This is a genomic window from Brevibacillus aydinogluensis, from assembly GCF_961514395.1.
In the GTDB taxonomy this organism is placed as follows: Bacteria; Bacillota; Bacilli; order Brevibacillales; family Brevibacillaceae; genus Brevibacillus; species Brevibacillus aydinogluensis.
In genome coordinates this window covers 1,955,044-1,978,570 of the sequence record NZ_OY569118.1, presented here as the reverse complement: position 1 = coordinate 1,978,570, position 23,527 = coordinate 1,955,044, and the positions used below count along the sequence as shown (strand labels likewise).

Here is a 23,527-nt window from a genome sequence, read left to right as displayed (position 1 = left end):
AACAACCTCCCGTCATAGGAGGTTGCTCGTTTCTGTTGTGTTGTTCCCTACACTACAGCTTTACGTTGCCAATGTCCACGTCGGCCTTGAAGCGGGCCTGGGCTGCTGCAAATACGTCCTGTTCCGACTCGGCGGCGACCTTGAACATGGTAATCAGTTTGTCGCCGCTGTGCACCTGCACGTTGTACTGCGAATCACCGTCGTACGTAGCGGAAAACGTGTATGCGCTGCCGTTCACGTTGATGGTTCGTTCCATATCGTTCGGACACACCTCCCGCCATAGTGTGTCCGCCTGCGGCCCGCTTCATCCCCGGGGCAGTGCGCTTCGACTGCTCAAGACGCGGCTGCTGCCTGCCTGGGCACAGCGAAACACAGTGAAACTGGCAGTGCGTCCCGCAGGCTGCATGCGGTCAGGGAGTAAGCAGTCGCGGACAGGACATTCATATCCGACAGGACCCTATACCGGCGAAAACGCCTGGTAGTCAGTCGGCTGGCGTATGATGGTACCATCCGGAAGCTCGACCAGCAGCAGATCAGTCTCCTCTTGGCTGCCCTCCTGCCAGTCAAAGACAAACACTTGTTTGTCCATCGGCTTGTTTTCGTCCAGAACGGCCAGGATTGCGCGCAGCGTGTCGGCCGTAATCGGCACCGGAATGCTTGTCCCCTGCCGGTCAGGGATGGAGAGCAGCTTCGGCGCCTCTTCAAAATACTGGACGGTATCCAGCAGCAGCGACACCTGCTGAGCGTTCAGTTCAGAAGCAAATCGTTCAAACGGCTTGGCCATGTGCATCATTCCTTTTCATCCGCAGAATTGTCGAACAAGCTGAATTGGGTTACCGCATTACCATCCCGGGGTGTTTTGTCCGGTTCCGCTTCGGCCGACCCTTTCGGGGGCTCCGCCGCTTTTTCCGCTTCGTCCGGCAAAACGGCTTCATAGGCGACGGCTTCCACGCCGCCGTCCACCACGCTGCGAGCCGCCCCCCTTGTTCCGTCACAGCCACCTGTTCGGTCGGCACCAGTACCCACTCGTTTCTGTCCGTCAAAGCGTAGAGCGTGTCTTCCACAGTCACCGCCACCACCCGATGCGGATTGGTTTTCCGCTTGCGAATCACCTGGACCCCTTTGCCTGCCCGGCCCTGCAGCGGGATGGCGGAGATCAAGGTGCGTTTCACTTGTCCTTCGGCCGTCAGCAGATTGAACGACCGCGCATCTTCCGCCTCCGTCGGCAGCAGGGCGACTACCTCGTCACCAGCCGCAAGCGAAATCGCCTTGACGCCGCTGGACGCCCGGCCGGTCGCACTCACCTCGCTGCGCGGGAAGCGGATGCCCATGCCGTCTTTGGTCACCGCGAGGAAGGCACCCTCTTCACCTGCCACAAACGCCGTGACAAACTCGTCTCCCTCTGCTTTCAGCTTGGCCGCCACCAGCGCGCCGGAACGATTTGTCTCGTACTCGGTCAGCGCCGTCCGCTTGATCAAGCCGGAGCGGCTGACGTGATAGACGTAGAGCGGCTGCTTGAAATCGTCCACGATCGCAAACCCGACGATGTGCTGCTGCTTGTCCAGCGGGATGACGTTGACCAGCGCGGTCCCGATCTCTTTCCACTTGTCGTCGGGAATGGAGTTGACCAGCGTGGCAAAATACTTGCCGTCCTGGGTGAAGAACAAGGCCGTGTGGGAGGTGTTGGCCTCCGCAAAATAGCGGACCTTGTCCCCTTCCTTGACGCCGCAGGTCTCGATTGTCCCGCCCATCGACTTGAACGAGCGCGGGCTGGTGCGCTTGATGTAGCCTTCGTTGGTCAAGGTCACGACGCAGTCTTCCGCGTTGATCTGCATCGCGATATCCACCTTGACCTCCTCGATCTCTCCCTGGATCTCGGTCAGACGCGGCTCCGCGTACTTTTTCTTGATTTCGTTCAGCTCGGCGGTAATCACCTGGATCAGCTTTTTCTCGCTGCCAAGAATCGCCTTCAATACCTCGATCTCTTTGGACAGCGTTGCCAGCTCCTTCTCCAGCTTGACGATATCCAACCGGGTGAGCGACGCCAACTGGATGGACAGGATCGCCTCCGCCTGTGCCTCCGTGAACCCGTACTGCTCCATGATGTTTTTTCTGGCGTCGGCCCGGTCTTCGGAGTTCATGATCGTCTCCACGATCTGCCGCAGGATCGACTTGGCCCGGATCAGCCCCTGTACGACGTGCTCCCGTCTTTGCTTTTTGTCCAGGTCGTACTGGGTACGGCGCGTCACCACGTCTTTCTGGTGGTCGATGTAGGCGGCCAAAAGCTCCTTCAGCCCCATCTGCCGGATCGTTCCCTCGTGGATGACGTTCATGTTGTAGTTGTAATAGATCTGCAGGTCGGTGTTTTTGTACAAATAGTTGAGGATCGCATTTTCGTCCGCGTCTTTTCGGATGTCGATGACAATCCGCACCTTCTTTTGCTCCGCCTCTTTACGGCCGGTCTCGTCGCGGACAGCCAGCGCCCCCTCGATCTTGCGCTCCATCACCAGTTCGTCAATCTGGGCGACCAGCTTCGATTTGATCACGTCATACGGAATCTCCGAGATGACGATCTTTTTCACCTTGGTGCCTTTGGGCTCCTCCACGTGGCTGCGGCCGCGGATGACAAACTGTCCGCGCCCGGTCTCAAACGCCTTGCGAATGCCGGATGTGCCCTGGACGATGCCGCCGGTGGGAAAATCGGGCCCTTTGATATGCTGCATCAGCTCGTCCAGCGTGATGTCCGGCTTTTTCATCTGGGCGATCGCCGCGTCGATCACTTCCCCCAGGTTGTGCGTCGGAATCTCCGTCGCAAACCCGACCGCAATCCCCGACGCTCCGTTGACGAGCAGGTTGGGAAAACGGGACGGCAGCACGGCCGGCTGCTGTGCCGAGTTGTCGTAGTTGGGGATAAAGGTGACCGTGTCTTTTTCGATGTCGCGCAGCATTTCGTTGGCCAGCGCGGACAGGCGGGACTCGGTGTAACGCATCGCTGCCGGCGGGTCGGCGTCCAGGCTCCCGAAGTTGCCATGACCCTGAATCAACACCTGACGCATTTTCCACCACTGCGCCATCCGTACCATCGTCTCGTAAATGGCGCTGTCCCCGTGCGGATGGTAGGTCCCCATCACATACCCGACCGTCTTGGCCGATTTGCGGTACGGCTTGTCATGCGTATTGCCCTCCTGGTACATCGCGTACAGGATGCGGCGCTGCACCGGTTTGAGGCCGTCGCGGGCATCGGGAATGGCGCGGGACAAGATGACCAGGTTGGCGTAGTCGCTGAAACGCTTCCCCATGATTTCCGCGAAACTCTGTTCGATGATCTGATTGGACAGCATGCTTATTCATCCTCTCCCACTTCAAAGGTGACGTGGTTCTCGATCCACTCGCGCCGGGGCGGCACCTTGTCGCCCATCAGGACAGTGACCAGTTTTTCGCAATGGGCGAGGTCTTCCAACTGCACCTTGATCAGCTTGCGCGTCTCCGGATTCATCGTCGTCTCCCAGAGCTGGTCGGCGTTCATCTCGCCCAAGCCCTTGTAGCGCTGCACTTCCGCACCGCGCCCCAGCCGCTTGAGAGCCTGCTCCAGCTCGTAGTCGTTCCAACAGTAGACCACGTCCGCCGGCTTGCCGCGGTTTTCCTTTCGCACCTGATACAGCGGCGGCTGGGCGATGTACAGCTTGCCTGCGGCGATCAGCGGCTGCATGTAGCGGAAGAAAAACGTCAGCAGCAGCGTCTGGATGTGCGACCCGTCCACGTCGGCGTCGGACATGATGATGATTTTGTCAAACGCGCAGTTTTCGATGGAAAAGTCTTCTCCGATATCGGTCTCCAGCACCTCCAGAATGGTGCGGAACTCCTCGTTGGCGAGGATGTCGGACAGCTTTGCCTTTTCGGTGTTGAGCGGTTTACCCTTCAGGCCAAAAATCGCCTGAAACTCGGAGTTGCGCGCCTGCTTGGCCGAACCGCCGGCCGAATCCCCCTCGACGAGGAACAGCTCATTGCGCTTGGGGTCCTTGTACTGCGGCGGCGCGAATTTGTCGGAGATGGATTTCCGCTTCTTGGCGTTTTTGCCCTTCTTGTCGCCGCGCAGCGCTTCCCGCTGTTTGCGCAGTTCCTCACGAATTTCCGCGGAACGAATCGCCTTTTCGATCAACAACTTGCCGATCTCCGGGTTTTCCTCGAGGAAAAATCCGAGTTTTTCCGAGACGATCTGCTCCACAATGGTCCGCGCCTCTTCGTTGCCCAGCTTGTCCTTGGTTTGAGACTCAAACTGGACATCGGCCATCTGCAGGGACAGCACCCCGAGGAAGCCTTCGCGCAGGTCGTTGCCCGACAGGTTGGGGTCCTTCTCCTTGAGGAAGCCTTTTTTACGGGCAAATTCGTTGAACACCCGCGTGGTTCCGTTGCGGAAGCCGGTTACGTGCGTGCCGCCGTCCGTCGTCGGAATGGAGTTGACGTACGAGACGAGCGTTTCCGTGTAGCCGTCGTTGTACTGAAACGCCAGCTCGACGTAAACGTTTTCCTTTTCCCCCTCGAAATAGACCACCGGGTGGAGCGTTTGTTTGCCTTCGTTGAGGTACTCCACGTAGGATTTAAGCCCGTCCTCGAAGTAAAACTCCTCCCGTTTGACCTCGGGTCCGCGCTCGTCAATCAGCACCAGGCGCAGCTTTTTCAGCAAAAACGCCGTCTCGCGCAAACGGTCGCGGATCGTCTCGTAATCAAACCGGGCGCTGCCAAACACCGCGTCGTCCGGCAGAAAGCGCACGGTCACACCGGTTCGCCTGGTGGTGCCGACCACTTCCAGGCCGGTCACGGGCTTGCCCACGTGTTCGTTGCCTTGTTCGTCCACCACGTAGGCATACCGCTGTTTGTGAATCTTGCCGTCGCGGTGGATCTCCACCTCCAGCCATTTGGAGAGGGCGACTACCACGCTGGAACCGACCCCGTGCAGTCCCCCGCTCTTTTTGTATCCGCCGCCGCCAAACTTGCCGCCGGCATGCAGCGTGGTAAAAATCACTTCCGGCACCGGGCGGCCCGTCTTGTGCATGCCGGTGGGGATACCCCGCCCGTGGTCCTCCACGCTGACGCTGCCGTCCTTGTGCAGGGTGACGATGATCGTATCGTTAAAACCGGCCAGCGTTTCGTCCTTGGCGTTGTCCACAATCTCCCACAGGAGATGGTGCAGACCGCGGCTGCCGGTGGAACCTATGTACATGCCCGGCCGCTTGCGCACAGCAATCAGGCCTTCCAGCACCTGAATGTCTTCTTCGGTATACGTAAGTGTATCTGTTTCCTTCAATCGCGTTCTCCCCTCTGCTTCTTCAACTTGCGCAAGGAAACGCGGCGCCGGCCGCCCGTGGCGAAAAGCGGCGCCGTGGTCGCCCTTATGCGTAACGGACGTGACGTTTCCGGTCTTTGTCCGGTAAAAAAGCGAACACTTAATCGCTATTGTACCGTATGGAATTGACTGTATTCAACGCCTGCTGGCAGCAAACGGCAAGAAAATGCGATGTTGACGGGCAAAAAAACGCCCGTCCGTCTTGTGCGGTGACGGGTGAACTCTGAAAAAAGGCCACCTCGTCCCCGCGAGATGGCCGATTGTGCTGCATTATTTTTCATTCAGCAGCCGTTCCATTTCTTCGTCGTCAATTTCGTAGTTGGCGTAGACGTTTTGGACGTCGTCGTTTTCTTCGAATGCCTCCATCATCTTGAGCATTTTCGCTGCATCTTCTCCGCTGATTTTGACGGTGTTCTGCGGAATCCACTGAACGGAGGCGTTGGCAAACGTGTAACCTTCTGCTTCCAGTCCGTTTTTAACCTGTTCCAGCTCGTGCGGGTGGGTCAAAATCTCGTAGGAGTCTTCGCTGGTCACCATATCCTCGGCGCCGGCTTCGAGCGCCTGCATCAGGATGGTGTCCTCGTCGACGGGAAACGCTTCGCGGTCGATGACGATGACGCCTTTCTTGTCAAACATAAAGCTGACGGAACCGGTCTCCCCCAGGTTGCCGCCGCGCTTGTTGAAGATGGCGCGCACGTCGGCCGCGGTCCGGTTGCGGTTGTCTGTCAGGCATTCGACGATGACGGCCACGCCGCCCGGTCCGTATCCTTCGTAGCGGATTTCTTCGTAGTTGTCCATGTTGCCGGTATCCGTCGCCTTTTTGATCGCACGTTCGATATTTTCCACCGGCATATTGATCGCGCGCGCGTTGGCGATGATCGATTTCAGCTTCAGATTGGCGTTCGGGTCCGGGCCGCCTTTCTTTGCCTCCACGTAAATCTGCCGGGCAAATTTGACAAACAAGTTGTTTCGTTTTTGGTCGGCTGCGCCTTTTTTGGCGGCAAACAGTTTGAATTTTGGCATAACCAACTCTCCTCATCTCAAACAAAAATACCATGTTTAAGTGTAGCACTAGAGGAGAAGATCGGTCAAAGCCAAACCTCACACGACCAGGCAGTTCCCGTCGGCGATCAACTGTTCCAGATCGACATAAAATCGGCCGGACGCGCGAAACTGGCCGAGGGCGATTCTGCGGCAGACATCGGTGCCAACTGCTGCTCCCAGCGTGACGGACGAGGCCAACTGCGGCCAGGTGCAGACGGTTTTGCCCACCTCTAAAAGCGACATACGCAAGCGCGCCGAGATGGCGTCACCCCCGACGATCCGCAGCACATACGGGATTTTTTCCTGGTTGGACAGCCCCTTTAGAGTGTCGTAGTCCAATCCGTCGACCAGCCCGTGTAAAATCGGCCGGTCCGGTTCAAGGTCAAACCGTTCCACGTCCAACAGCCCTCTGTCGCTGGTGTCCATCACGACGGGAATGCCCAGCTCCCGGGCTTTGAGCCGGCATAAAATCTTCATGTTCAAGCTGTCGCACTCGTCCACCAGGATGTCCAGCCGCCCTCCTTCCACCAGAAAGCGGTCCAGATTCTCCTCGTTCACCCCGTCTGCAAAGCAGACCACTTTCAAAAAGGGATCGATCTCCGCAATCTCCCGCGCCGTGACGATGACTTTCGGCATGCCCAGATGGTGAACGCCGGCCCGGATGCGGTTTAGGTTGGAAAGTTCCAGCGTGTCAAAATCGGCCAGGCGGATTTCGCCGCACACCCGTTCCATCGCCAGCGTGAGCGCGAGGGACTGGCCGACGGAAAGGCCGATCACCCCTATCGCCTTTCGGGCCAACACCTCTTGTTCCTGCTGTGTGATCTTGTTTCGATTCCGATTCGTCCGCACAAACACGAATTCCTCTTCGTCCAGCAGGTGCACGAGGGTCTTGCGCCAGGGGTAGTACACCCACACGCCTTTCTCCTCGGGGGCATCCCCCAGATACTCGTCGACCGCCGCTTGCAGCTCTTCCCGGCTGAACTGGCGGTCCGGGTGCCTTGTCTTGATCAGTTCCTCCACCTGTCCGCGAAACGGATTGAGCATCACGAGATCGTTTTGGCAGCGGCAGAGGTCCTGTAAGCGGCGGCGGTCATCCTCCTGCCGGAGGCGGAAAAACAGCGGCGTATACAGCCATTCCTCCCTCCTCGTCTCTGTATGTGCGGCCAGCAGCGAACGCAGGTCCGTCATGATAAACTTCCCCCTTTCTTTCGTCACTCCTGATCAATCACAATGCTGAGCCCGTCCACGGTCTGCACCAGCGGCGACATGCAAAAGCCTACCGTGTACAGGGCCGGCTGCCGGCAGGTTTTTGCATCCGGCCGCCAGTACTTGTAAAAAGCCTGCCGCATGAACGCGTGTTTGTCCGATGCAGCAGGAACCGCAGCGGGCACTCTGGTTAGCTGAATGCCTGTCTGTTCCAGAAACACTTTGACGTGAAGCGGCAGGATGGCAAAGACCGTGCGGATTTCCCGCGCTTCCATGAACGCGAACATGTGGCGGAGCAGAAGGCGAAACAGGTAGCGCTTGTGCAGATCGAGGAGCGGTCGATACCGCTTCGTCCCTTCGTCTTTGCCGATAAAATCCAGCAGCGGATGAAAAGCGAAGCGGACGAACTCCGCCGCTTTTGCCGGCTTGTTTACGCCAGCAAACAGCTCGTAACAGTCCAGTTCGTCGTCCACCACGGCCCGCGCGGTCGTCAGCACCAGCGGATGGCTGCCGACCTGCTGGACGACGGCAAACACGTGCGCCTGTTTTTCCGTATGGGTGCCGACATCTTCAAACTCAAGCTGGTCATGCAGATAGTGGAGGTTGTAGCTGAAATTGACGATGTCGTTCACCTGCTCGTGCAGATGCGTTTCCGTCTCGTCCAGTGTCCTGCACTCGTACAGGGCGGCATCGAGACATGCATTTCGCTGTTCACGGACGGGACGCACCAGCTTGTCGAACAAGCAGGTCAGCTTGGTGTTTTTGATACCCGCTGAGGAAGACTGCACCAACCAATCGTTCGGCAGCAAGCTGAATGGGCTGGAACTAAAAGGGACCAATTCTGTTACCGTTTGACAAGAGCGGGAGTACACCATTCCGTTTGTTCCTCCAATCTCCCATGCAGGGCGCCGTGTCTGTCGACAGCGGACGGCCACGGATGGGATGAGATTTTTGAAACAGGAAAAAAGTTCTACAAAATGCACGGTTTTCCTCCAAAAACATACAACGTTTTCCAATTTTTTAAACTTTTTGTTCTTTTCAAACGTCGAACCGTGTGGTCAACACCATGTTTTTCGGCTAATTGCCTGAAGATGGGGCAAGCTATGGAGGAGTTGAAAACCCAAGGCAGACAAAGGGGGAAGTTCCTTGATCAGCGCAACAAAACCGTTTGTGAAGTTTCACCGCTATGACCAGGAGCTGGTCTCCGACATTCAGGCGCTTAATTCCTCCGGCTACCACAAGGACGATATCTGGGTCCTACGGTGGAATCCGGACAAAAACCACTCCAACCAGCGCGACAACTACTACAAGTACAGCAGCCATTCCGAGGATGTCATCGGCGATATCGACAGCAAAGCACATGTCTTTGAAAACGGCGGCGAAGAGCTGCGGACTCGTTTGGAGAAGCTGGGGCTGAGCAAGGACGAAGCCTCGGCACTGTTCCGCGAGCTGCAGGAGTCGGATTACTCCTGCCTGCTGGTCGTGCGGGATCTCAAGGACAATATCATAAAGATGAGCAACTGATTCCTCGCATAAGAGAGGTGCCTTTCGCGCACTGAAAAAAGCCGCTGCTATGCCGCAGCGGCCTCTGACTGAAGACAAAGTGCATTTTTTATCATTACGAGTTCGTAAGGAACCGATTTTCCCATCGGTTCCAGGCCGCAAGGCCTGCACATTGATCAACCAAGGTGGAGAAAAAGTACGAGGCATGGGGTGATGGGCAAAGCGAGCTCCTTTGACGACCTGCCAAGCGAAAAAACGCAGGACGCGGGGAAAACAGGGGGCACAAGTCTCACTTCGTTGAACTACCCAGATGTTTGCCCCCCTGCCCGCGTCGCGTTTTGGAGCGGACATCATCCACTTCTTTGCTGGTCGTCAAGTGAGCGAGCGGGCCTCATCACCCATGACACCACCGGACTTTGTCTACACGCTGAAGCCGCTGCCATGCCGCAGCGGCTTTATTGCATGTGTTTTTGTGATGCTTACTTTGTTTCGTCGACCAGTTCGATGCCTTCCAGCACTTCGTTGAGCTTGACGTAGACGGCTGCTTCCTCGTTTTCCTCCAGCGGCACCATTTCACCGCCGTCGACCTGGAATACGAAGATGTCCACTTCTTCATCCACGTCGTCTGCTTGCGCCTCGTCTTCAACAGCGTCGGTCAAGGCGACGTATTCCTTTCCGTTTAGTTCAAACAAGGCGATGACTTCGAAGTCGCCAAGCGGTTCGCCGTTTTCGTCGTCCAGCGTAATGATGTCGCCCAGTTCCAGGTCTTTGTTTTCTGCGGTCAATGTGTTCACGTCCTTATTGAAAGATTCATGATACGTGTCCATCATACAGGTTTTTTCGCAAAGACGCAAACACGCATGGCTGTCAGCTGACAGGCAGCCTCACCTCGAAGGTGGAACCTTGGTGCAGCTGACTCGTGACGGAAATGGTTCCGCCGTGGTTGTGAATAATCCGGTAGCTGACCATCAACCCCAGACCTGTCCCGTTCTCCTTGGTCGTGTAAAACGGCTCCCCCAGTCTCGCCAGGCGATCTTCGGGAATGCCGCAGCCTTGATCGCGGAAGCTGATGACAACCGTGTCTTCCTCCCGCCGCACGCTCACGTGCACTTCGCCTCCGTCCGGCATGGCCTCGATGGCGTTTTTCAAAAGATTGAGAAACACCTGTTTGAGCTGGTTCTCCTCGCACATGACCGCAGGCAGATTGGGTTCGTGATGGATGAAGATGCGGACGTTGTGCATGACGGCGTGTGTCTCCGCCAGCACGATAATATGCTCCAGCATGGGAACGACGTCCCTCTCCTTGAAGGCGATGTCCTGCGGTTTGGCCAGCACGAGCAGTTCACTGATAATTTTGTCGATCCGGTTTAACTCCGACAACATGATGGTAAAGTACTGCTGCTTGTCCTGATGGTGGGAGTACATCAGCTGCAAAAAGCCCTTGAGCGAGGTCAGGGGGTTGCGGATCTCGTGCGCCACTCCGGCCGCCAGCTGACCGATGACGGAGAGCAGTTCCGACTTGCGGACCATCTCCTCCGCCTGTTTTCGCTCCGTGATGTCCTGCAGAATGCCGATTACGGCCGGCTTCCCCTTGTAGATCGTGGTCTTCTGCAGCACTTCGAGATGAACAATGTTGCCGTCGCTGCGCAGACCGTGAAACTGATAACGAATGGGCGAGCGGTCTCCCTTGCTGCGGCGGCTCTGGTTTTTCAGCACAATCTCCCGTTCCTGCGGCACGACCAGATCGACCGCTCCCAGCCGCATCATGTCCTCCTGGGTGTAGCCGAACATCTCGGCCATGCGGGGATTGACGTAGACGAAGCTGTGTTCGTTCACGTACGCAATGTACACGCCGACCAACGTGTCCTCGACCAGACTGCGGTACAATTCCTCCGCTTCCTGCAGTTCATGCTCGATGCGCTTGCGCTCCGTAATCTCCGTCGAGGAGCCGACCACTTCCACGACCCGCCCCTGTTCGATGATCGGGGAGAGGGTCGTCGTAAAAATTCGTTCCCCCATGGTTGACTCATACTCCACCACATGGCCGTCATACGCCTTTTCGTACATGGACATGATGTCATCGCTGCACAACTGCAATACGTCTTGCAGCCGCTTGCCGCTGATGCTGTCCGTCGTCAGTCCGAACTCTCTGGCCAACTTTCCTTCCGAGAGGGTGAACACGAACTGACCGTCTGCGTCACGCTTGTACTTGAAAATGTGATTGTGCAGATTTTCCACAGTTCGGCGTAGTTCGTCCTTGTTCAAGTCGACCGACGGTTTTCCGGTGTAGATCCCTGCTTGCAACAGGCGAGCACTCCTTTACCCTGAGAATGAGATGCAACAAGAATTCGCTGTGCCTTCCACGTTTCCTCTTTTTTCCTAAAAAAATCGTATCTTCCGCAATCTGCGCCCGCATGGTTTTGTCAAAATCTTTCTATTTTTGGTATAATTGGATGGGTTGTGGGCACATCTCTCCGAGAAAGGGTGGTCGTGTGAAGAAAAAAATCATTCTCGCAGGGGGTTCCGGTTTTCTTGGGCAATCACTGGCTGCGTTGTTGACTCAGAAAGGATATGACGTCGTCATCTTGACGAGAGGCGCGTCGACCGAACGAAATCATGTCCGGTACGTTCACTGGGACGGCGCGACCATCGACACGTGGACGGACGAAATCGACGGAAGCCATGCCGTCATCAACCTCACCGGGAAAAGCGTCAACTGCATCTATACCAAAAAAAACCGGGACGAAATCATCCGCTCCCGCCTGGATTCCGTCAACGTGTTGGCCGACACCATTTTGACCTGCAAGCATCCGCCCAAAGTCTTTGTTCAGGCGGGGTCCCTGGCCATTTTCGGCGACACGCGAAACCTCTGCGACGAGGATGCCCCACATGGAACGGGATTTTCCGCTGACGTCTGCAAACAATGGGAAACAGCCTTTTTTTCCAGGGAGCTGCCTTCGACCAGACAAGTGCTATTGCGGATCGGCTTTGTGCTGGGTCGCGACGGCGGCGCGCTTGAACCGATGATCAAGCTGACCCGGTACAACCTAGGAGGAACCATCGGGAAGGGCAATCAGTACATCAGCTGGCTGCATATTGACGATATGAACCAGATCTTCCTCGCAGCTGTCGAAGACGACAGGATGACCGGCATCTACAACGCGACCGGGCCGCACCCGGTCACAAACAAGGAATTCATGGCTGTGCTGAGAAAGGTGCTGAACAAGGGGTGGGCACCCCCGACTCCTGCGCCTCTGGTGTGGCTGGGAGCATACGTCTTCATGCGGACGGAACCAAGCCTGGCGCTGACCGGCAGAAATTGTGTGCCAAAGCGGTTGGCGGATCACGGTTTTCGCTTCCGCCATCCCGACCTGGAGGCAGCGCTGTTCGACCTGCTCGGCAAGCCGTAGTCCCGCCAAAAAGAAACAGCCTGCGGTCCCCCCGCAGGCTGCCCTCGATTCTATTCTTTTACTTCTTGCAGCACGCCTTTTTCCATCAGGAACGCCTCTTCCGCCTGCAAGATGGCAATGATGGCATCCCGCTGGACGTATTTGCCGGATTCGGCGAGGCGGCGTTCGATATACCGAAGCAGTTCTTCAAAGTCGAGAATCTGGACTTGCTGGTCGCTCACGACGTTCCCCCCTTATACCCTTCCTATTGTACACGAACCGGGCGCTTCTTCCAACTCCACCACCTGCGCCGCACCGGTTTCAGCAGATATCCGCTCCACAGCATGAACAGCACGCTCAGCGCCAGGTAACAGCAGGCAAAAAACAGCCAGGGGGTAAAGGCAAACTCCACCGACGGCATCAGCGAATCGTCGAGGATGGCGAAGAGCACGATCACCGGGTTGATTCCAGCCAGAATTTGCAGTTCCGGAAGACTCCACACCACTGCCTGGGAATACCGTTCCGGATCGATCTGCTGCAAAATTTCGCCGAGGAAGAAAAACAGCAGGCCGGTTCCGACGACAAAGCAAAACGCGATGCCGTACGCGGTAATCGTGCTGACGGCGGTTCGCTTGATCCAGGTGGAACAGAACAAGCCAAGCGATCCCAGAAAAAGGATGTTGACGGCGAAGAACAGGACCAGCTTCACCACCTGTTCCGGCGACACGTTGCCGTACAGCATGACCAGGCTGTACAGGGGCATGGACGCGGTCAGAAGCAGGCTGGTAAAGGCGAGCGACGTGACCAGCTTGCTCCAGACGATCGTGCGGGGCGACAGCTGGGTAGTGAGCAAAATGTTGAGCGTCTGACGTTCCCTCTCGCCGCTGATGGCGCCCGCTGTCAGCGCCGGAACGACAAAGCAGATCATGGCGTAATGGATCGCTGCCGAGATGAGGAACAGTTCCCCGTTTTCTCCCAGCGTTCCCGCACTGGACGGGCTGATCAGCAGCAGCCCAAGCGGAATGCCTCCCATGATCAGCAGAAACAGCGTGAGAATCCACACGGTCCGCTTTGTGCGGAACCGTTCCCGCAGTTCCTTGACGAGGATCGGATTGGACAGAAAATCCCGCATCAGCCTCCCACTCCTTCCGTGATGGCCAAAAAGACGGCTTCCAGGTTTTCGCTGGACTCGCCAAAGTACGTGACAGTCGCACCCGCGTTCACCAATTCTTGCAGCAATTGGGCTTTTTCCGCTTCGCCTCCGACAAACCGAAAGCGAAACCCGTCTTCCTGTTCCTCCAGATCCTTTACCAGGGGACACTGTGACAGAACGTGTCCCGCCTGATGGCGATTGGTCAGCGTCCGCACCAGCATGAGCGTAATGCCGCGGGCTCGGACGCTCACGTCATCCAGCGCTCCGCAGGCGATCAGCCTGCCCTGCTCGATCACGCCGATCTCGTCGCACAGCTCCGCCAACTCTGGCAGAATGTGGGAGCTGATCAGGATCGTCTTGCCCATCGCGCGAAGCTGTTTCAGGATTTCCCTGAGCTCAATGCGGGCGCGCGGGTCAAGTCCGGAAGCGGGCTCGTCCAGAATCAGCACCGCGGGATCGTGGACCAGGCACCGCGCCAGTCCCAGACGCTGCTGCATGCCCCGGGAGAGCGAATCGACGTAGGCGTCCACTTTGTTGGACAGGTTGACCAATTCCAGCAGATCGGCGATCAGGGCATTCCGTTTGTTCGCCGGAATCTTGTAGGCCCCGGCGTAAAAGTCCAGGTACTCTCGCACCGTCAGGTTGTCATAAACGCCGAAAAAATCAGGCATGTACCCAATCGACTGCCGAACGTCCGCAGGCTCCTTCATCACGTCGTAGCCGCAGACAAACGCCTGTCCCTCACTCGGCTCCAGCAACGTGGACAAAATCTGCATGGTGGTCGTCTTCCCCGCGCCATTGGGACCGATGAAGCCGAACACCTTTCCCTGCTCAATCCGCAGATTGAGGTCGCTAAGCGCCCGCAGGCTGCCGTATCGCTTGCTCAGATGGATCGTTTCAATCATGGCGGACAGGTTCCCTCCCCTCTACCTGGAAGAACGGGATCGGCAGCGAAAGACGCTTTGCACCCGGGTGGGAGAAGCGAAGCAGGACAGTGCCATCGGGCGTCAGGTACTCGCTCAAGTCCGCCTCGAGGACCAATCGCTTGTCTCTTGGCAGCGGCTTCCACTGTCCGCTCTTTTGGTGGAAAATCGCTTTCTGAAACGGGCGGAACGAACTGTGGTCGAGCGGCACGATGAGCCGCTCCGCGTGGTGTCTCGCCTGACCCAGCTTCAGCGAAAACGTGACGCTGCCTTTTGCCACATCCCACAGATAAGGCGATTTCGGCTCCAATTCTCCGGTCGACTCTTGTATGCTCACGTCCAGCAGACCGTACGGATACGTGATCACGCCGCGCTTATCCGGTTGAAGCCGCACCGTTTGGCTGATCACGTTCCAGTAGTGGGAACGATGCTCTTCCTGAAAGGTGATGAGCGGGATGGGCTGGCTGTTGACGCCGAGAATTCGCACAGAATCACCGCCCTCGACTGACAGCACGTCGTCCTTCATCCAGTGGATACGCTCTTCCACAGAGGGACTCGTATTCTCGTAATCACTTCGGCTGGGCAGGTAGAGCGGCTCCAGTTTGGCGTCGACCCGCTTCGTTTCTCCCGGCCGCATGCTGCCGAGCGGAATCCGCTGCGGTCCCACCTCCACGTAGGCCGTCTCCAGCGGAAATGCCGTGTTGTTGGTCACCGTCCCGCGCAGCCTGTCTTTTCGCACGTAAAGACTGGCCGCAAACTCGCCTGCATCGCGCATCAGTCCGAATCCGACCACCTGCCGCGGCGTCAGATACGGCACTTTCTGAAACTCCAGGACGTATGTCGTGTCCGCCTGCTTTTCCGACATCAACCCGTCCGGTTGGAAATTATATCGGTTGTAGGAAAGCGGCAGGGCAACAATCCCCGGCTGGACCTCCGTCCTGAAACGATCTTTGCTGACCGAAAGAAACGTGGACGCGGACTCCACCTCAGCCAGCTGCTCATCGAGAATCCGCACCCGATTGACGGAGTAACTGCTGTTTTCCCGGACGACCATCGGCTTGCCGATGAAAATGACCCCGACCATCAAGAGCACAGCCATTCCCGGAATGACGCCCCACGCCCACTGCCGCCGGTTCAACCGTTTCAACAGCAAATAAGTGCCGGGGGCCACCGCCCCTACGTACACGACCCACAGCACGGCGATCCAGACGGGATGAGGCGGTTGCACGTCGGGAATGTAGCGGCTCAGCTCGAGCAAGTGGCGATTGAACTGGTTGATGCGCCGTCCCTGTTCGAGCACATCCTGCACACCATGACGGATCAGGACGTTTTGCCACAACTCGTCACCGTGCTGCCAGGACGCAAGCGGCTCTGTCGTCACGTCATAATTGACAAACAGCAGCCGGCCGTGGCCCGCCTCTTGGGCAACGAACAGCGGCAGCGTGCTGTTGAAAACGGGAATGCTTCCGTCAGGCAGATTTTTCGCCGGCATATAGGCAGAGAGCGCCTGTTTCAGATCGACGCGTCCGCTTTTCGGCTCGATCGGCAAAACATCGGCAAACCGCCGGACTGCTTCCTCCTGACCGGGTCCGGCGGACAAAATGACGACGCCGCCGCTCTTGATCCACTCTGTAATCGCCCTTACCTGTTCATCGCGCAGCTGCTTCACCTGTTCTCCACTCAGCGCGAGAATATCCAGGTTGCGGTACAGCCATGGCTCGTCCGGCAGCATCTCGGCGGTCAGGTTTTGCACGAGGACGTGGCCGCCGTCCATCTGCCGCTGTGTCAGCGTCAATACATGAAAAGCGCCGCTGCCGGAATCCAGCACGCCAATGATGCGTCCCTCATTGGGAAAACGCATCCGCAGCTTTTCCGACGCGACCACCTTGTCACCCTGGGTCAGCCAGAGCCGCCATTCTTCCAAAAACAATTGCGCCGGCATGTCAAAGGCGATCGTCTTGCTTTCGCCTGCCGTCAGCTTTACCGGCTGCCGAAGCACGCCATACCCGGTTTTTCTCGGTTTTCTTGCATTGGACAGCTCGACCAAACCGGAAAACGGCTGTTCCTGCGAGTGCACGGTCACTTCCAGTCGTACCCAGGCATCGTATTTGAACACTCCGTTGAACGGCATGTGTACTTTCATCTCAACGCTGCCTTCGGCGGCAGCCGGCTGAGCGGCGAAACTCAACCACACGACCGCGAAGACGAGCAGCCAACTCCTGTTCATCTCGTTCTCCTCCGCTCGTTATCGTGACGCCAGTGAGACGACCAATGTGTTCTCTGTCTCGTCGCCAGCCTGGAGCAGCAGCAAGTGCTCGCGGTCAGCCGCCCAGTGAGCCCGCACCAGACGTCCGCCCTTCCATGATCGGATCGGCACCTCTTTTAGCACAGGCGGCTGTTCGTTTACTTCCGCTTCCGCGAGGGTGCCTTCCGGAGTGGTGAACGTCAGGCTGGACTCACTGTTCCAGGACGGCCAGCCGCCTCGACCGACGAGCGTAGTCCGACCGGAGCGCATTTCCATCACGAACACGCTGCCCTGTTTTGTAAAGGCAAGCAGGCGTCCGTCGGGCGACCACTCCGGTTGACTGCCTTCTGCCACCTTCCAATCCCGCATGGAAACGATGCTGCTTACCCATATCTCCTCCACGCCGTCGCTCGTGCGCGTATAGACAATGCTGTCGTCGGCCGGCGACCAATTGGGAGAACGAAACGCAGCCCCCTCTTCCTCCTTGATCAAACGGCTGCTGCCCGACTGCTTGTCGTCGGGCACGTCCACGATCCAGAGCCGGGACGTCTCTCCCTGCTGCTCCACCACGGCCAACTGGTCGGCCCGATTGCTCCAGGACAGGGAAGTGAAATCGCCGTGATCGACCGGCAGTGACAGGTCCACTTTTTTATCTGGCTCATGCAGCGCATACGTGCGGATGGTTGAACCGCCCGTCACGTACGCGATCCGCGTACCGTCGGCATTCAGATCGACCCGCTCCTGATCGATCACCGCTTCCATGGCGAGCAGCGACGGCTGCCGAACCGACAGCACACCATGCGGCCAGAAGCCGTACCAGACAGCCAGCACGAGCAGGACCACCCCGCCTGCCAGGCTCCAGACCAGGCGGAACCTGTTTGGCCGGGACCCCACCAGGCTTTGCTGCCGCTCCTTGTCCAGTTCCTTGATCCGCTGCAACAGCTGTTTTTTCAACTCCGCTTTCAGCTGGTAGTTCACCGGCACGGACCGGCGAAGCTTTTGCAGATGGGCCAGCAGTTGGGCGACGGAATGATCTTCTGACCAGTCGGTGGGGATGTGCTTCTCGTCTCTCATTCGCCCTCTCCCCTTTCGTACATCTTCTGTAGCTGATGCAAAGCGCGATAGGAGATCATCTTTACGCTCGATTCCGTTTTGCCCAGCACTTCCGCCACCTGGCTGATTTTCAGATCGGCAAAATAACGCAGGGTCAGGACGTCACGCTGATCCTGCGTCAACTTGTCCAACCGGTCGCGCAGCAGGCGAATCTCTTCGTTGGTCAGCGCCTGCCGTTCCGGCTGCCATGTATCGTCCGGTTCACCGCCGAGCAGGTCGTCCTGATCGACTGGAAACTCCCGGTTTTTTCGCATGAAATCGACGTACGTATTGTGAGCGATGCGAAATATCCAGGAAGCAAACGGACTTGTTCTGCTGTATTGATCAAATTTTTCAAGCGCTTTTAAAAACACTGTCGTCGTCAAGTCGTCGGCATCCCACGGATTTTGCACGCGGCAGCGCAAATAGCGGTTGACGCGGTCAAAGTACTCGTCGTACAACTCGGTAAAATCGCGGGACTCGTAATACTCGGCCGAAGAGTCTGACGACGGGCGCGTCGAACGCTTCATCGCCATTGCCATCGTGATTTCCTCCACCCCGCCGTATCGGCCGGAAGCCCGATCGCCGTGTTCCAACGACGCGGGCACACTCCGACGCGGTCAGGTCTTCTCGTTTCAAACGCAAAAGCAAGCACCCCTTTCCGGTCAGCGCTTGCGGACGAGGAAAAAGCATCCGCGAATGCGGCCGTCCCGTGAACGGACCTCATACAGATGCTTTATTATCCAAATGAGTATTACGTATGGAGGCGGAAAAAAGTCACAAGGCTGGCAGAAAATTTTTTGAGGTGATGCAAAGCTGCCGTCTCAGGACCTAGAGTGCCCGGTCCAGTTCGGCGATGATGTCCTCTACCGCCTCTATGCCGACCGAAAGGCGAATCAGCCCCTGGGTGATGCCGGCTTCCCGCCGCTGCTCTTCCGACAATGCGCGGTGGGAGGTGGTGACGGGATGAGACACGCTTGTCTCCACACCCGCCAGAGACGGGGCCAGCTTGATCCAGTCGAGGGAGCGGAAGAAGTCGTACACCTTTTCTTCGTCCGCCAGGCAGAACGAGATCATCGCCCCTTGCTTGTCGGTGTGAAAAAACGAAGTGGAAGCCGGGTCCGGATAATAGGTGTGCTTGACCGCCGGATGGTTCCGTAAAAACTGCGCCACTGCACTCGCGTTGTCGCACTGCCGCTCCATGCGCAGCGCCAACGTCTTCAGCCCGCGGGCGGTCAGCCACGCTTCAAACGGGCTGAGGGACGCGCCGTAGTTGACCACGATCTCCGCGGCCCTTTCCACCAGATCCTGCCGGCCGACCAGAACGCCCGCCGTGACGTCGCTGTGGCCGCCGATGTACTTCGTCGCGCTGTGCACCACCAGATCGGCTCCCAGTTGAATCGGCCGGACCAGATACGGAGTGGCAAACGTGTTGTCCACCATGACGGCGAGTCCGTACTGTTTTGCTTCGCGTATCCAATATGGCAGATCCGGCACCGACAGCAGCGGGTTGGTAATCGTCTCGGTGAAAAGGAGCTTGGTCTGCGGCCGGACATGGGCCGCCAGCGATTCCTTTCGGCTCAGGTCAATGCACTCCAGTTCGATCCCGAACCGGGACAGTTCCTTGTGCAGCAGCGCATAGGTTCCGCCGTACAGTTCATGGGAGGCGAGTACGTGGTCGCCCGGTCCCAGTACGGCAAGCAGGCCGGCCATGATTGCGCCCATCCCGGACGCGGCACTGACGCCTGCCTCCGCCTGTTCCAACCGGGCAACAGCCAATGCCAGTTCCGTTTGGTTCGGGTTGCCGTTGCGGGTGTACAGGTACTCTCCTTCTCCTGCGTAGTATCGCTCTACATCCTCCAGCCCAGAAAAGGCAAACACGGACGTTTGATAAATGGGGGTAGACTTGCTGGCCACCTGTTGAAGCGGCTTGTGGCCGATATGTACTGTTTTCGTCTCGAAGTGCTCGCCCACCTGAAATCCCTCCAGCGTCAACTTTTCTAACATTCTATCACGCGCCGGCCATTCCGACCACCCTATTGGCGTTCTCTTGCATGTTTGTGCTATAATCCTCTGCGTCCCCATATCAGGACAAGCAGGAAAGGAAGGTGCACAAGATGAAACGACTGTTTACCACCCTACTCGCATGTCTGACAGCAGCCGCATTGATTGCGGGATGTTCCGGCGGAAGCAGTGAAACGGCGCCCCCTCAACCGAAGCCGCCTGTCAAGGAAAATTCCAAGGAACCGGCACAGCCGCCGGGGCCGACGGGCGAGAAAAAGTACGCCACACCTCCGGCCATGCAAATTGACAAAAACAAAAAATACCAGGCGGTTATCTCCACGACGATGGGCGACATCACGGTGGAACTGTTTGCCAAAGACGCGCCCATAACGGTAAATAATTTCGTCTTTTTGGCAAAGGACAAGTTTTATGACGGTTTGACGTTCCACCGCGTGATCAAGGATTTCATGATCCAGACAGGCGATCCGCTGGGCAACGGAACCGGCGGTCCGGGCTACAATTTCGAAGACGAGCTGAACAACGGCCACGTCTACGAACCGGGCGTCGTCGCCATGGCCAACGCTGGTGCCAACACCAACGGCAGCCAGTTCTTCATCGGCTCCGGCGATGATGTGAAAAACCTGAAGCACACCCCGTACTACACCATCTTCGGCAAGGTAATCAGCGGCATGGACGTCGTGAAAAAAATTGAATCCGTCAAGGTGAAAAACAACCCGCTTACGGGCGAAGCGAGCATGCCTGCTGATCCGATCAAAATCAAAACGATTACCATTCAGGAAAAATAAGCGGAGCAAACGGCGCCAGTCTCTTGACGGCGCCGTTTGCTTTTGACGCAGCCCGACCTTTCCGGTTCCGTCCGCTCGTGTTCACCCAATGCGCGCGGCGGTCCGGCTGAGCTGTTTTGGCGGGCATGGAATCCATTCCCTCTTGAACCACAGTTGTTTCACCGATAGACTTGCAAATGACCCGATTCGCTTTACGCGACCGCAAGCTAAGAGCGAAAAGGAGTGTGATGTCTTCGTGATGAAACGAGAGGCGCGAACGCGCTTTTTCTTCTTTTCCGGCAGCATTTTGCTGCTCTTGGTGTGCCTTCTGGTGACGCCGACCAGCGCAACGGCACCCCAGGCGAAAAAAACCGCGCCCGTCCAGAACGAGCCTCGACCACATGGACCTATGGCACGGGCGACGGACGTCCCCAAAACTCTTGAACCCCGACAACAGGAGCGGCGCCCAGCGGTCCGGGCGAGTCGTGACGAGCGGCGCACGGCCACAAGAGCGCGTGTTCGGCTGACCGAACGTGAACTGGAACTGCTGGCCCGACTCGTTTACGCGGAAGGCCGGGGCGAACCCTACGAAGGCCAAGTGGCCATCGCGGCGGTCGTATTGAATCGTGTAAAATCGCCCCAATTTCCCAACACGGTGCGAGAGGTCATCTATCAACCCAACGCCTTTTCACCTGTAAATGACGGCCATCTAACGTATAAGACGAACGATACGGCGCGCAAGGCCGTCCGGGACGCCGTTAACGGCAAGGATCCATCTCGCGGGTCCCTCTACTTCTACAATCCGAAAACGGCGACGTCCGATTGGATTCGGACGAGACCGCTGACGGTGCGAATCGCCAACCACGTGTTTGCGCGCTGACCGCAGGCATGCACGTTATTGGCATCACATTTAACATAACTTTATTTTTATTTTACCGTTTGTTTACAATCATTTGCTAATCTGTACCAGTACGCACTTTTTCAATCATTGAGAAAAGCACCGATGCTTTTGTCGTCATGCAAGTCTCAATTGTGACCCCAACTCGTCATGATTACTGTGACGCACCTTGTTGCTGGCGGTGACGTTTGGCCTGATTGCCAACGGCGTCCGCCGCGCCCATCGGTTTTTTTCTCAATCGCCCCCTACCCTTGGGCACTCCTGCATTGGGAGTGCCATTTTTTTATCCGCCGCCTTTGCTCCATGGCCGAAACCCCTGTTTCCTGTTACAATGATAGGGATGAAAGGAGGGGGGCACCGTGCGCTTGTACAGTCAAATGACCCTTGCCGAACTGCAGGAAGAGATGGAACGGCTGCGCCTCGCGGCAGAAGAAAAGAAGCAGGCCGGTGACGAGTCACAGTACGCCGTCCTGCAGCAAAAATTTTTCCTGGCCAAATCGTATTACATCGGAACCGCAGAGTTTCGCGTCGGCGGTACCTATCGAGTCTACAGCCACGACGAACCGTTTACGATCGAATACTTTAACGGCGTGTTTGCCTGGGGCAAATTTCCCGCTTCACCGGAGCCTGTCGGCTATCCCGTCGGCATGCTGGAGCCGTGGGTGTAGGCGATAGCAGCTGGGGAAGGTTGCGGCCGTTGTCCCTGTGATTGACGCTGACGCCACACAGCCGGCGCTTCGCTGCAGCCGGCTGTTTCATTGCACACCGTTTCAGAAGCGCCGCGCGTTCCTTCCATGGACGGCCCGGATGCGGTGCTTGACTGTCAAATATTGTCCACACACTGCCCGCATTGGATATAATAGGGGCAAAAAAAGAAAGCGAGTTTCGTCAACTATGGATGTCATCAATCTTGTTCTGCTCGCGCTTCTGGCGCTGGGCATTGTCGGCAACAATCCGGCCGTCTCCATTGCGGTGGCGATTTTGCTGCTCATCCGCCTGCTCCACCTGGAGCGAACGTTCCCTTTTCTGGAACAGTACGGCCTGCAGATTGGCATTGTCGTGTTAACGATCGGGGTGCTTTCGCCTCTGGCGAGCGGCAAGATCCGCCCTGATACGATTCTTTCCATCTTTACTCACTGGCAGTCCGTTCTCGCCGTCCTGATCGGCATTTTTGTCGCCTATCTGGGCGGGAAGGGGGCCAGCTTGATGACGCAAAATCCGCTGGTCGTCACCGGCATTTTGCTCGGCACGATCATTGGTGTCACCTTTTTCCGCGGCGTCCCGGTCGGACCGCTCATTGCGGCCGGCATGCTCGCCTTTCTCCTGCAATTTCTCCCAAAGTGAGCGGCGGTGTCAGCCCCACCGCTCCTTGACCTTCAGGCCGTAGGCGAGAATCTCCTGCGGCGTCACCAGCCGAAAGCCCTGTTGCTCACGGTAATCGATGACCAACTCCTCCGCTCCGACATAGGTCTCGGTCTCCTTGTCCACCAACAGGGTCATCCCCTCTACCTCCAGCACCCGATCGCCGCTCAGCGGTTCGTCCCAACACAGGCTGTATTCCACCGTCATGCCGCAGCCCCCTGTCAGTTCTCCGTTGATTCGCAGCGCCTGCTTTCGTTCGTTGGCCAGCGCAGTGAGAACAGAACGGGCTGCATCCGTCAAAGTTACACGCATGCATGGTCCTCCATTTCTTCCGTCTTGTCCGTTTTGGATGCATCTTCCTTCCCATCATAGCATAGAATAGTTGAAAGGCAGCAAGGAAAGGACGATTGCACATGCGCATATACGAACGAGACGGCATCTTCATCGCAGAAGCGGAATACCAATCGGAACTGGTCGTCATTTGCGGAAACTCATGGGAAGAAGCCTGGGAGAGGCTGCAGATGAGGCTTCTCGTTCTGGAAATGATTGGATGACAGAAGGAGCGGGTCGCCAGAGACC

23 protein-coding genes and 1 pseudogene are annotated in these 23,527 nt (G+C 57.3%); 7 read left to right on the top strand and 17 right to left on the bottom strand.

Features of this window, described 5'->3' with window-relative positions:
• Window positions 1–52 precede the first annotated feature (52 nt).
• From Q7F15_RS09685 to Q7F15_RS09655, 7 genes and pseudogenes are all read right to left on the bottom strand, one after another.
• Complete coding sequence (locus Q7F15_RS09685; RefSeq protein WP_171566750.1) at window positions 53–256, bottom strand: hypothetical protein; 204 nt, start codon at window positions 254–256, stop codon at window positions 53–55.
• A gap of 201 nt (window positions 257–457) precedes the next feature.
• Window positions 458–784 (bottom strand): hypothetical protein, encoded by a 327-nt coding sequence (locus tag Q7F15_RS09680; protein WP_230076964.1) that lies wholly within the window; start codon window positions 782–784, stop codon window positions 458–460.
• Between the two features lie 5 nt (window positions 785–789).
• A pseudogene (parC, locus tag Q7F15_RS09675) lies at window positions 790–3,341 on the bottom strand (DNA topoisomerase IV subunit A).
• 2 nt (window positions 3,342–3,343) lie between these two features.
• Window positions 3,344–5,305 (bottom strand): DNA gyrase/topoisomerase IV subunit B, encoded by a 1,962-nt coding sequence (locus Q7F15_RS09670; protein ID WP_171566747.1) that lies wholly within the window; start codon window positions 5,303–5,305, stop codon window positions 3,344–3,346.
• Between the two features lie 309 nt (window positions 5,306–5,614).
• Window positions 5,615–6,367, bottom strand: a complete 753-nt coding sequence (locus Q7F15_RS09665) for a YebC/PmpR family DNA-binding transcriptional regulator (protein ID WP_171566746.1) — start codon at window positions 6,365–6,367, stop codon at window positions 5,615–5,617.
• A gap of 78 nt (window positions 6,368–6,445) precedes the next feature.
• The gene (locus Q7F15_RS09660) at window positions 6,446–7,576 is read right to left on the bottom strand and encodes an Rv1355c family protein (RefSeq protein ID WP_212132523.1); all 1,131 of its coding nucleotides are present in this window, start codon (window positions 7,574–7,576) and stop codon (window positions 6,446–6,448) included.
• 23 nt (window positions 7,577–7,599) lie between these two features.
• Window positions 7,600–8,469: a hypothetical protein gene (locus tag Q7F15_RS09655; protein WP_304415483.1), complete on the bottom strand. Its 870-nt coding sequence runs from the start codon at window positions 8,467–8,469 to the stop codon at window positions 7,600–7,602.
• Between the two features lie 271 nt (window positions 8,470–8,740).
• On the opposite strand from Q7F15_RS09655, the gene Q7F15_RS09650 reads away from it, so the two are divergent.
• Window positions 8,741–9,118, top strand: coding sequence for a YflT domain-containing protein (locus Q7F15_RS09650; protein ID WP_171566743.1), 378 nt, complete (start codon window positions 8,741–8,743; stop codon window positions 9,116–9,118).
• Between the two features lie 458 nt (window positions 9,119–9,576).
• On the opposite strand, the gene Q7F15_RS09645 is transcribed toward Q7F15_RS09650, so the two are convergent.
• Window positions 9,577–9,882, bottom strand: a complete 306-nt coding sequence (locus Q7F15_RS09645) for a DUF1292 domain-containing protein (protein WP_171566742.1) — start codon at window positions 9,880–9,882, stop codon at window positions 9,577–9,579.
• 82 nt (window positions 9,883–9,964) lie between these two features.
• Window positions 9,965–11,401: an ATP-binding protein gene (locus tag Q7F15_RS09640; RefSeq protein ID WP_216369499.1), complete on the bottom strand. Its 1,437-nt coding sequence runs from the start codon at window positions 11,399–11,401 to the stop codon at window positions 9,965–9,967.
• Between the two features lie 188 nt (window positions 11,402–11,589).
• Between Q7F15_RS09640 and Q7F15_RS09635 the strand changes: the two genes are divergently transcribed.
• Window positions 11,590–12,507, top strand: a complete 918-nt coding sequence (locus tag Q7F15_RS09635) for a TIGR01777 family oxidoreductase (protein WP_212132525.1) — start codon at window positions 11,590–11,592, stop codon at window positions 12,505–12,507.
• 50 nt (window positions 12,508–12,557) lie between these two features.
• Here the strand turns inward: Q7F15_RS09635 and Q7F15_RS09630 are convergent, their stop codons facing one another.
• The 7 genes from Q7F15_RS09630 to Q7F15_RS09600 all read right to left on the bottom strand — a co-directional run bounded on the left by Q7F15_RS09630 (window position 12,558) and on the right by Q7F15_RS09600 (window position 19,906).
• Entirely contained in the window at window positions 12,558–12,728 is a 171-nt protein-coding gene (locus Q7F15_RS09630; protein WP_171566740.1) for a hypothetical protein, read from the bottom strand.
• A gap of 23 nt (window positions 12,729–12,751) precedes the next feature.
• Window positions 12,752–13,618: an ABC transporter permease gene (locus Q7F15_RS09625; RefSeq protein WP_171566739.1), complete on the bottom strand. Its 867-nt coding sequence runs from the start codon at window positions 13,616–13,618 to the stop codon at window positions 12,752–12,754.
• On the bottom strand, window positions 13,618–14,544 hold the full coding sequence (locus tag Q7F15_RS09620; protein ID WP_171566738.1) for an ABC transporter ATP-binding protein: 927 nt from the start codon (window positions 14,542–14,544) through the stop codon (window positions 13,618–13,620). The genes Q7F15_RS09625 and Q7F15_RS09620 overlap by 1 nt, the downstream gene beginning before the upstream one ends.
• Window positions 14,537–16,789, bottom strand: coding sequence for a DUF8725 domain-containing protein (locus Q7F15_RS09615; protein WP_171566737.1), 2,253 nt, complete (start codon window positions 16,787–16,789; stop codon window positions 14,537–14,539). Before Q7F15_RS09615 ends, Q7F15_RS09620 begins: the two co-directional genes overlap by 8 nt.
• Before the next feature lie 18 nt (window positions 16,790–16,807).
• A complete protein-coding gene (locus Q7F15_RS09610) occupies window positions 16,808–17,881 on the bottom strand; it encodes a PD40 domain-containing protein (RefSeq protein WP_171566736.1) in 1,074 nt (357 codons plus the stop codon).
• Window positions 17,878–18,441, bottom strand: coding sequence for an RNA polymerase sigma factor (locus Q7F15_RS09605; protein WP_171566778.1), 564 nt, complete (start codon window positions 18,439–18,441; stop codon window positions 17,878–17,880). The genes Q7F15_RS09610 and Q7F15_RS09605 overlap by 4 nt, the downstream gene beginning before the upstream one ends.
• 289 nt (window positions 18,442–18,730) lie before the next feature.
• Window positions 18,731–19,906 (bottom strand): trans-sulfuration enzyme family protein, encoded by a 1,176-nt coding sequence (locus tag Q7F15_RS09600; RefSeq protein WP_304415482.1) that lies wholly within the window; start codon window positions 19,904–19,906, stop codon window positions 18,731–18,733.
• 110 nt (window positions 19,907–20,016) lie between these two features.
• Here Q7F15_RS09600 and Q7F15_RS09595 point away from each other — a divergent pair, with 110 nt between their 5' ends.
• From Q7F15_RS09595 to Q7F15_RS09580, 4 genes are all read left to right on the top strand, one after another.
• Window positions 20,017–20,709, top strand: coding sequence for a peptidylprolyl isomerase (locus Q7F15_RS09595; protein ID WP_171566734.1), 693 nt, complete (start codon window positions 20,017–20,019; stop codon window positions 20,707–20,709).
• A gap of 235 nt (window positions 20,710–20,944) precedes the next feature.
• Window positions 20,945–21,568 carry a cell wall hydrolase gene (locus tag Q7F15_RS09590; RefSeq protein ID WP_304415481.1) on the top strand — a complete coding sequence of 208 codons (624 nt, stop codon included), beginning with the start codon at window positions 20,945–20,947 and terminating at the stop codon, window positions 21,566–21,568.
• A 377-nt stretch (window positions 21,569–21,945) separates the two neighbouring features.
• Entirely contained in the window at window positions 21,946–22,254 is a 309-nt protein-coding gene (locus Q7F15_RS09585) for a YfhH family protein (RefSeq protein ID WP_304415480.1), read from the top strand.
• A gap of 226 nt (window positions 22,255–22,480) precedes the next feature.
• Entirely contained in the window at window positions 22,481–22,930 is a 450-nt protein-coding gene (locus Q7F15_RS09580) for a DUF441 domain-containing protein (protein ID WP_304415479.1), read from the top strand.
• A 9-nt stretch (window positions 22,931–22,939) separates the two neighbouring features.
• On the opposite strand, the gene Q7F15_RS09575 is transcribed toward Q7F15_RS09580, so the two are convergent.
• Window positions 22,940–23,260, bottom strand: a complete 321-nt coding sequence (locus Q7F15_RS09575; protein ID WP_171566730.1) for an iron-sulfur cluster biosynthesis family protein — start codon at window positions 23,258–23,260, stop codon at window positions 22,940–22,942.
• A gap of 101 nt (window positions 23,261–23,361) precedes the next feature.
• On the opposite strand from Q7F15_RS09575, the gene Q7F15_RS09570 reads away from it, so the two are divergent.
• Entirely contained in the window at window positions 23,362–23,502 is a 141-nt protein-coding gene (locus Q7F15_RS09570; RefSeq protein ID WP_171566729.1) for a hypothetical protein, read from the top strand.
• Window positions 23,503–23,527: the final 25 nt, after the last annotated feature.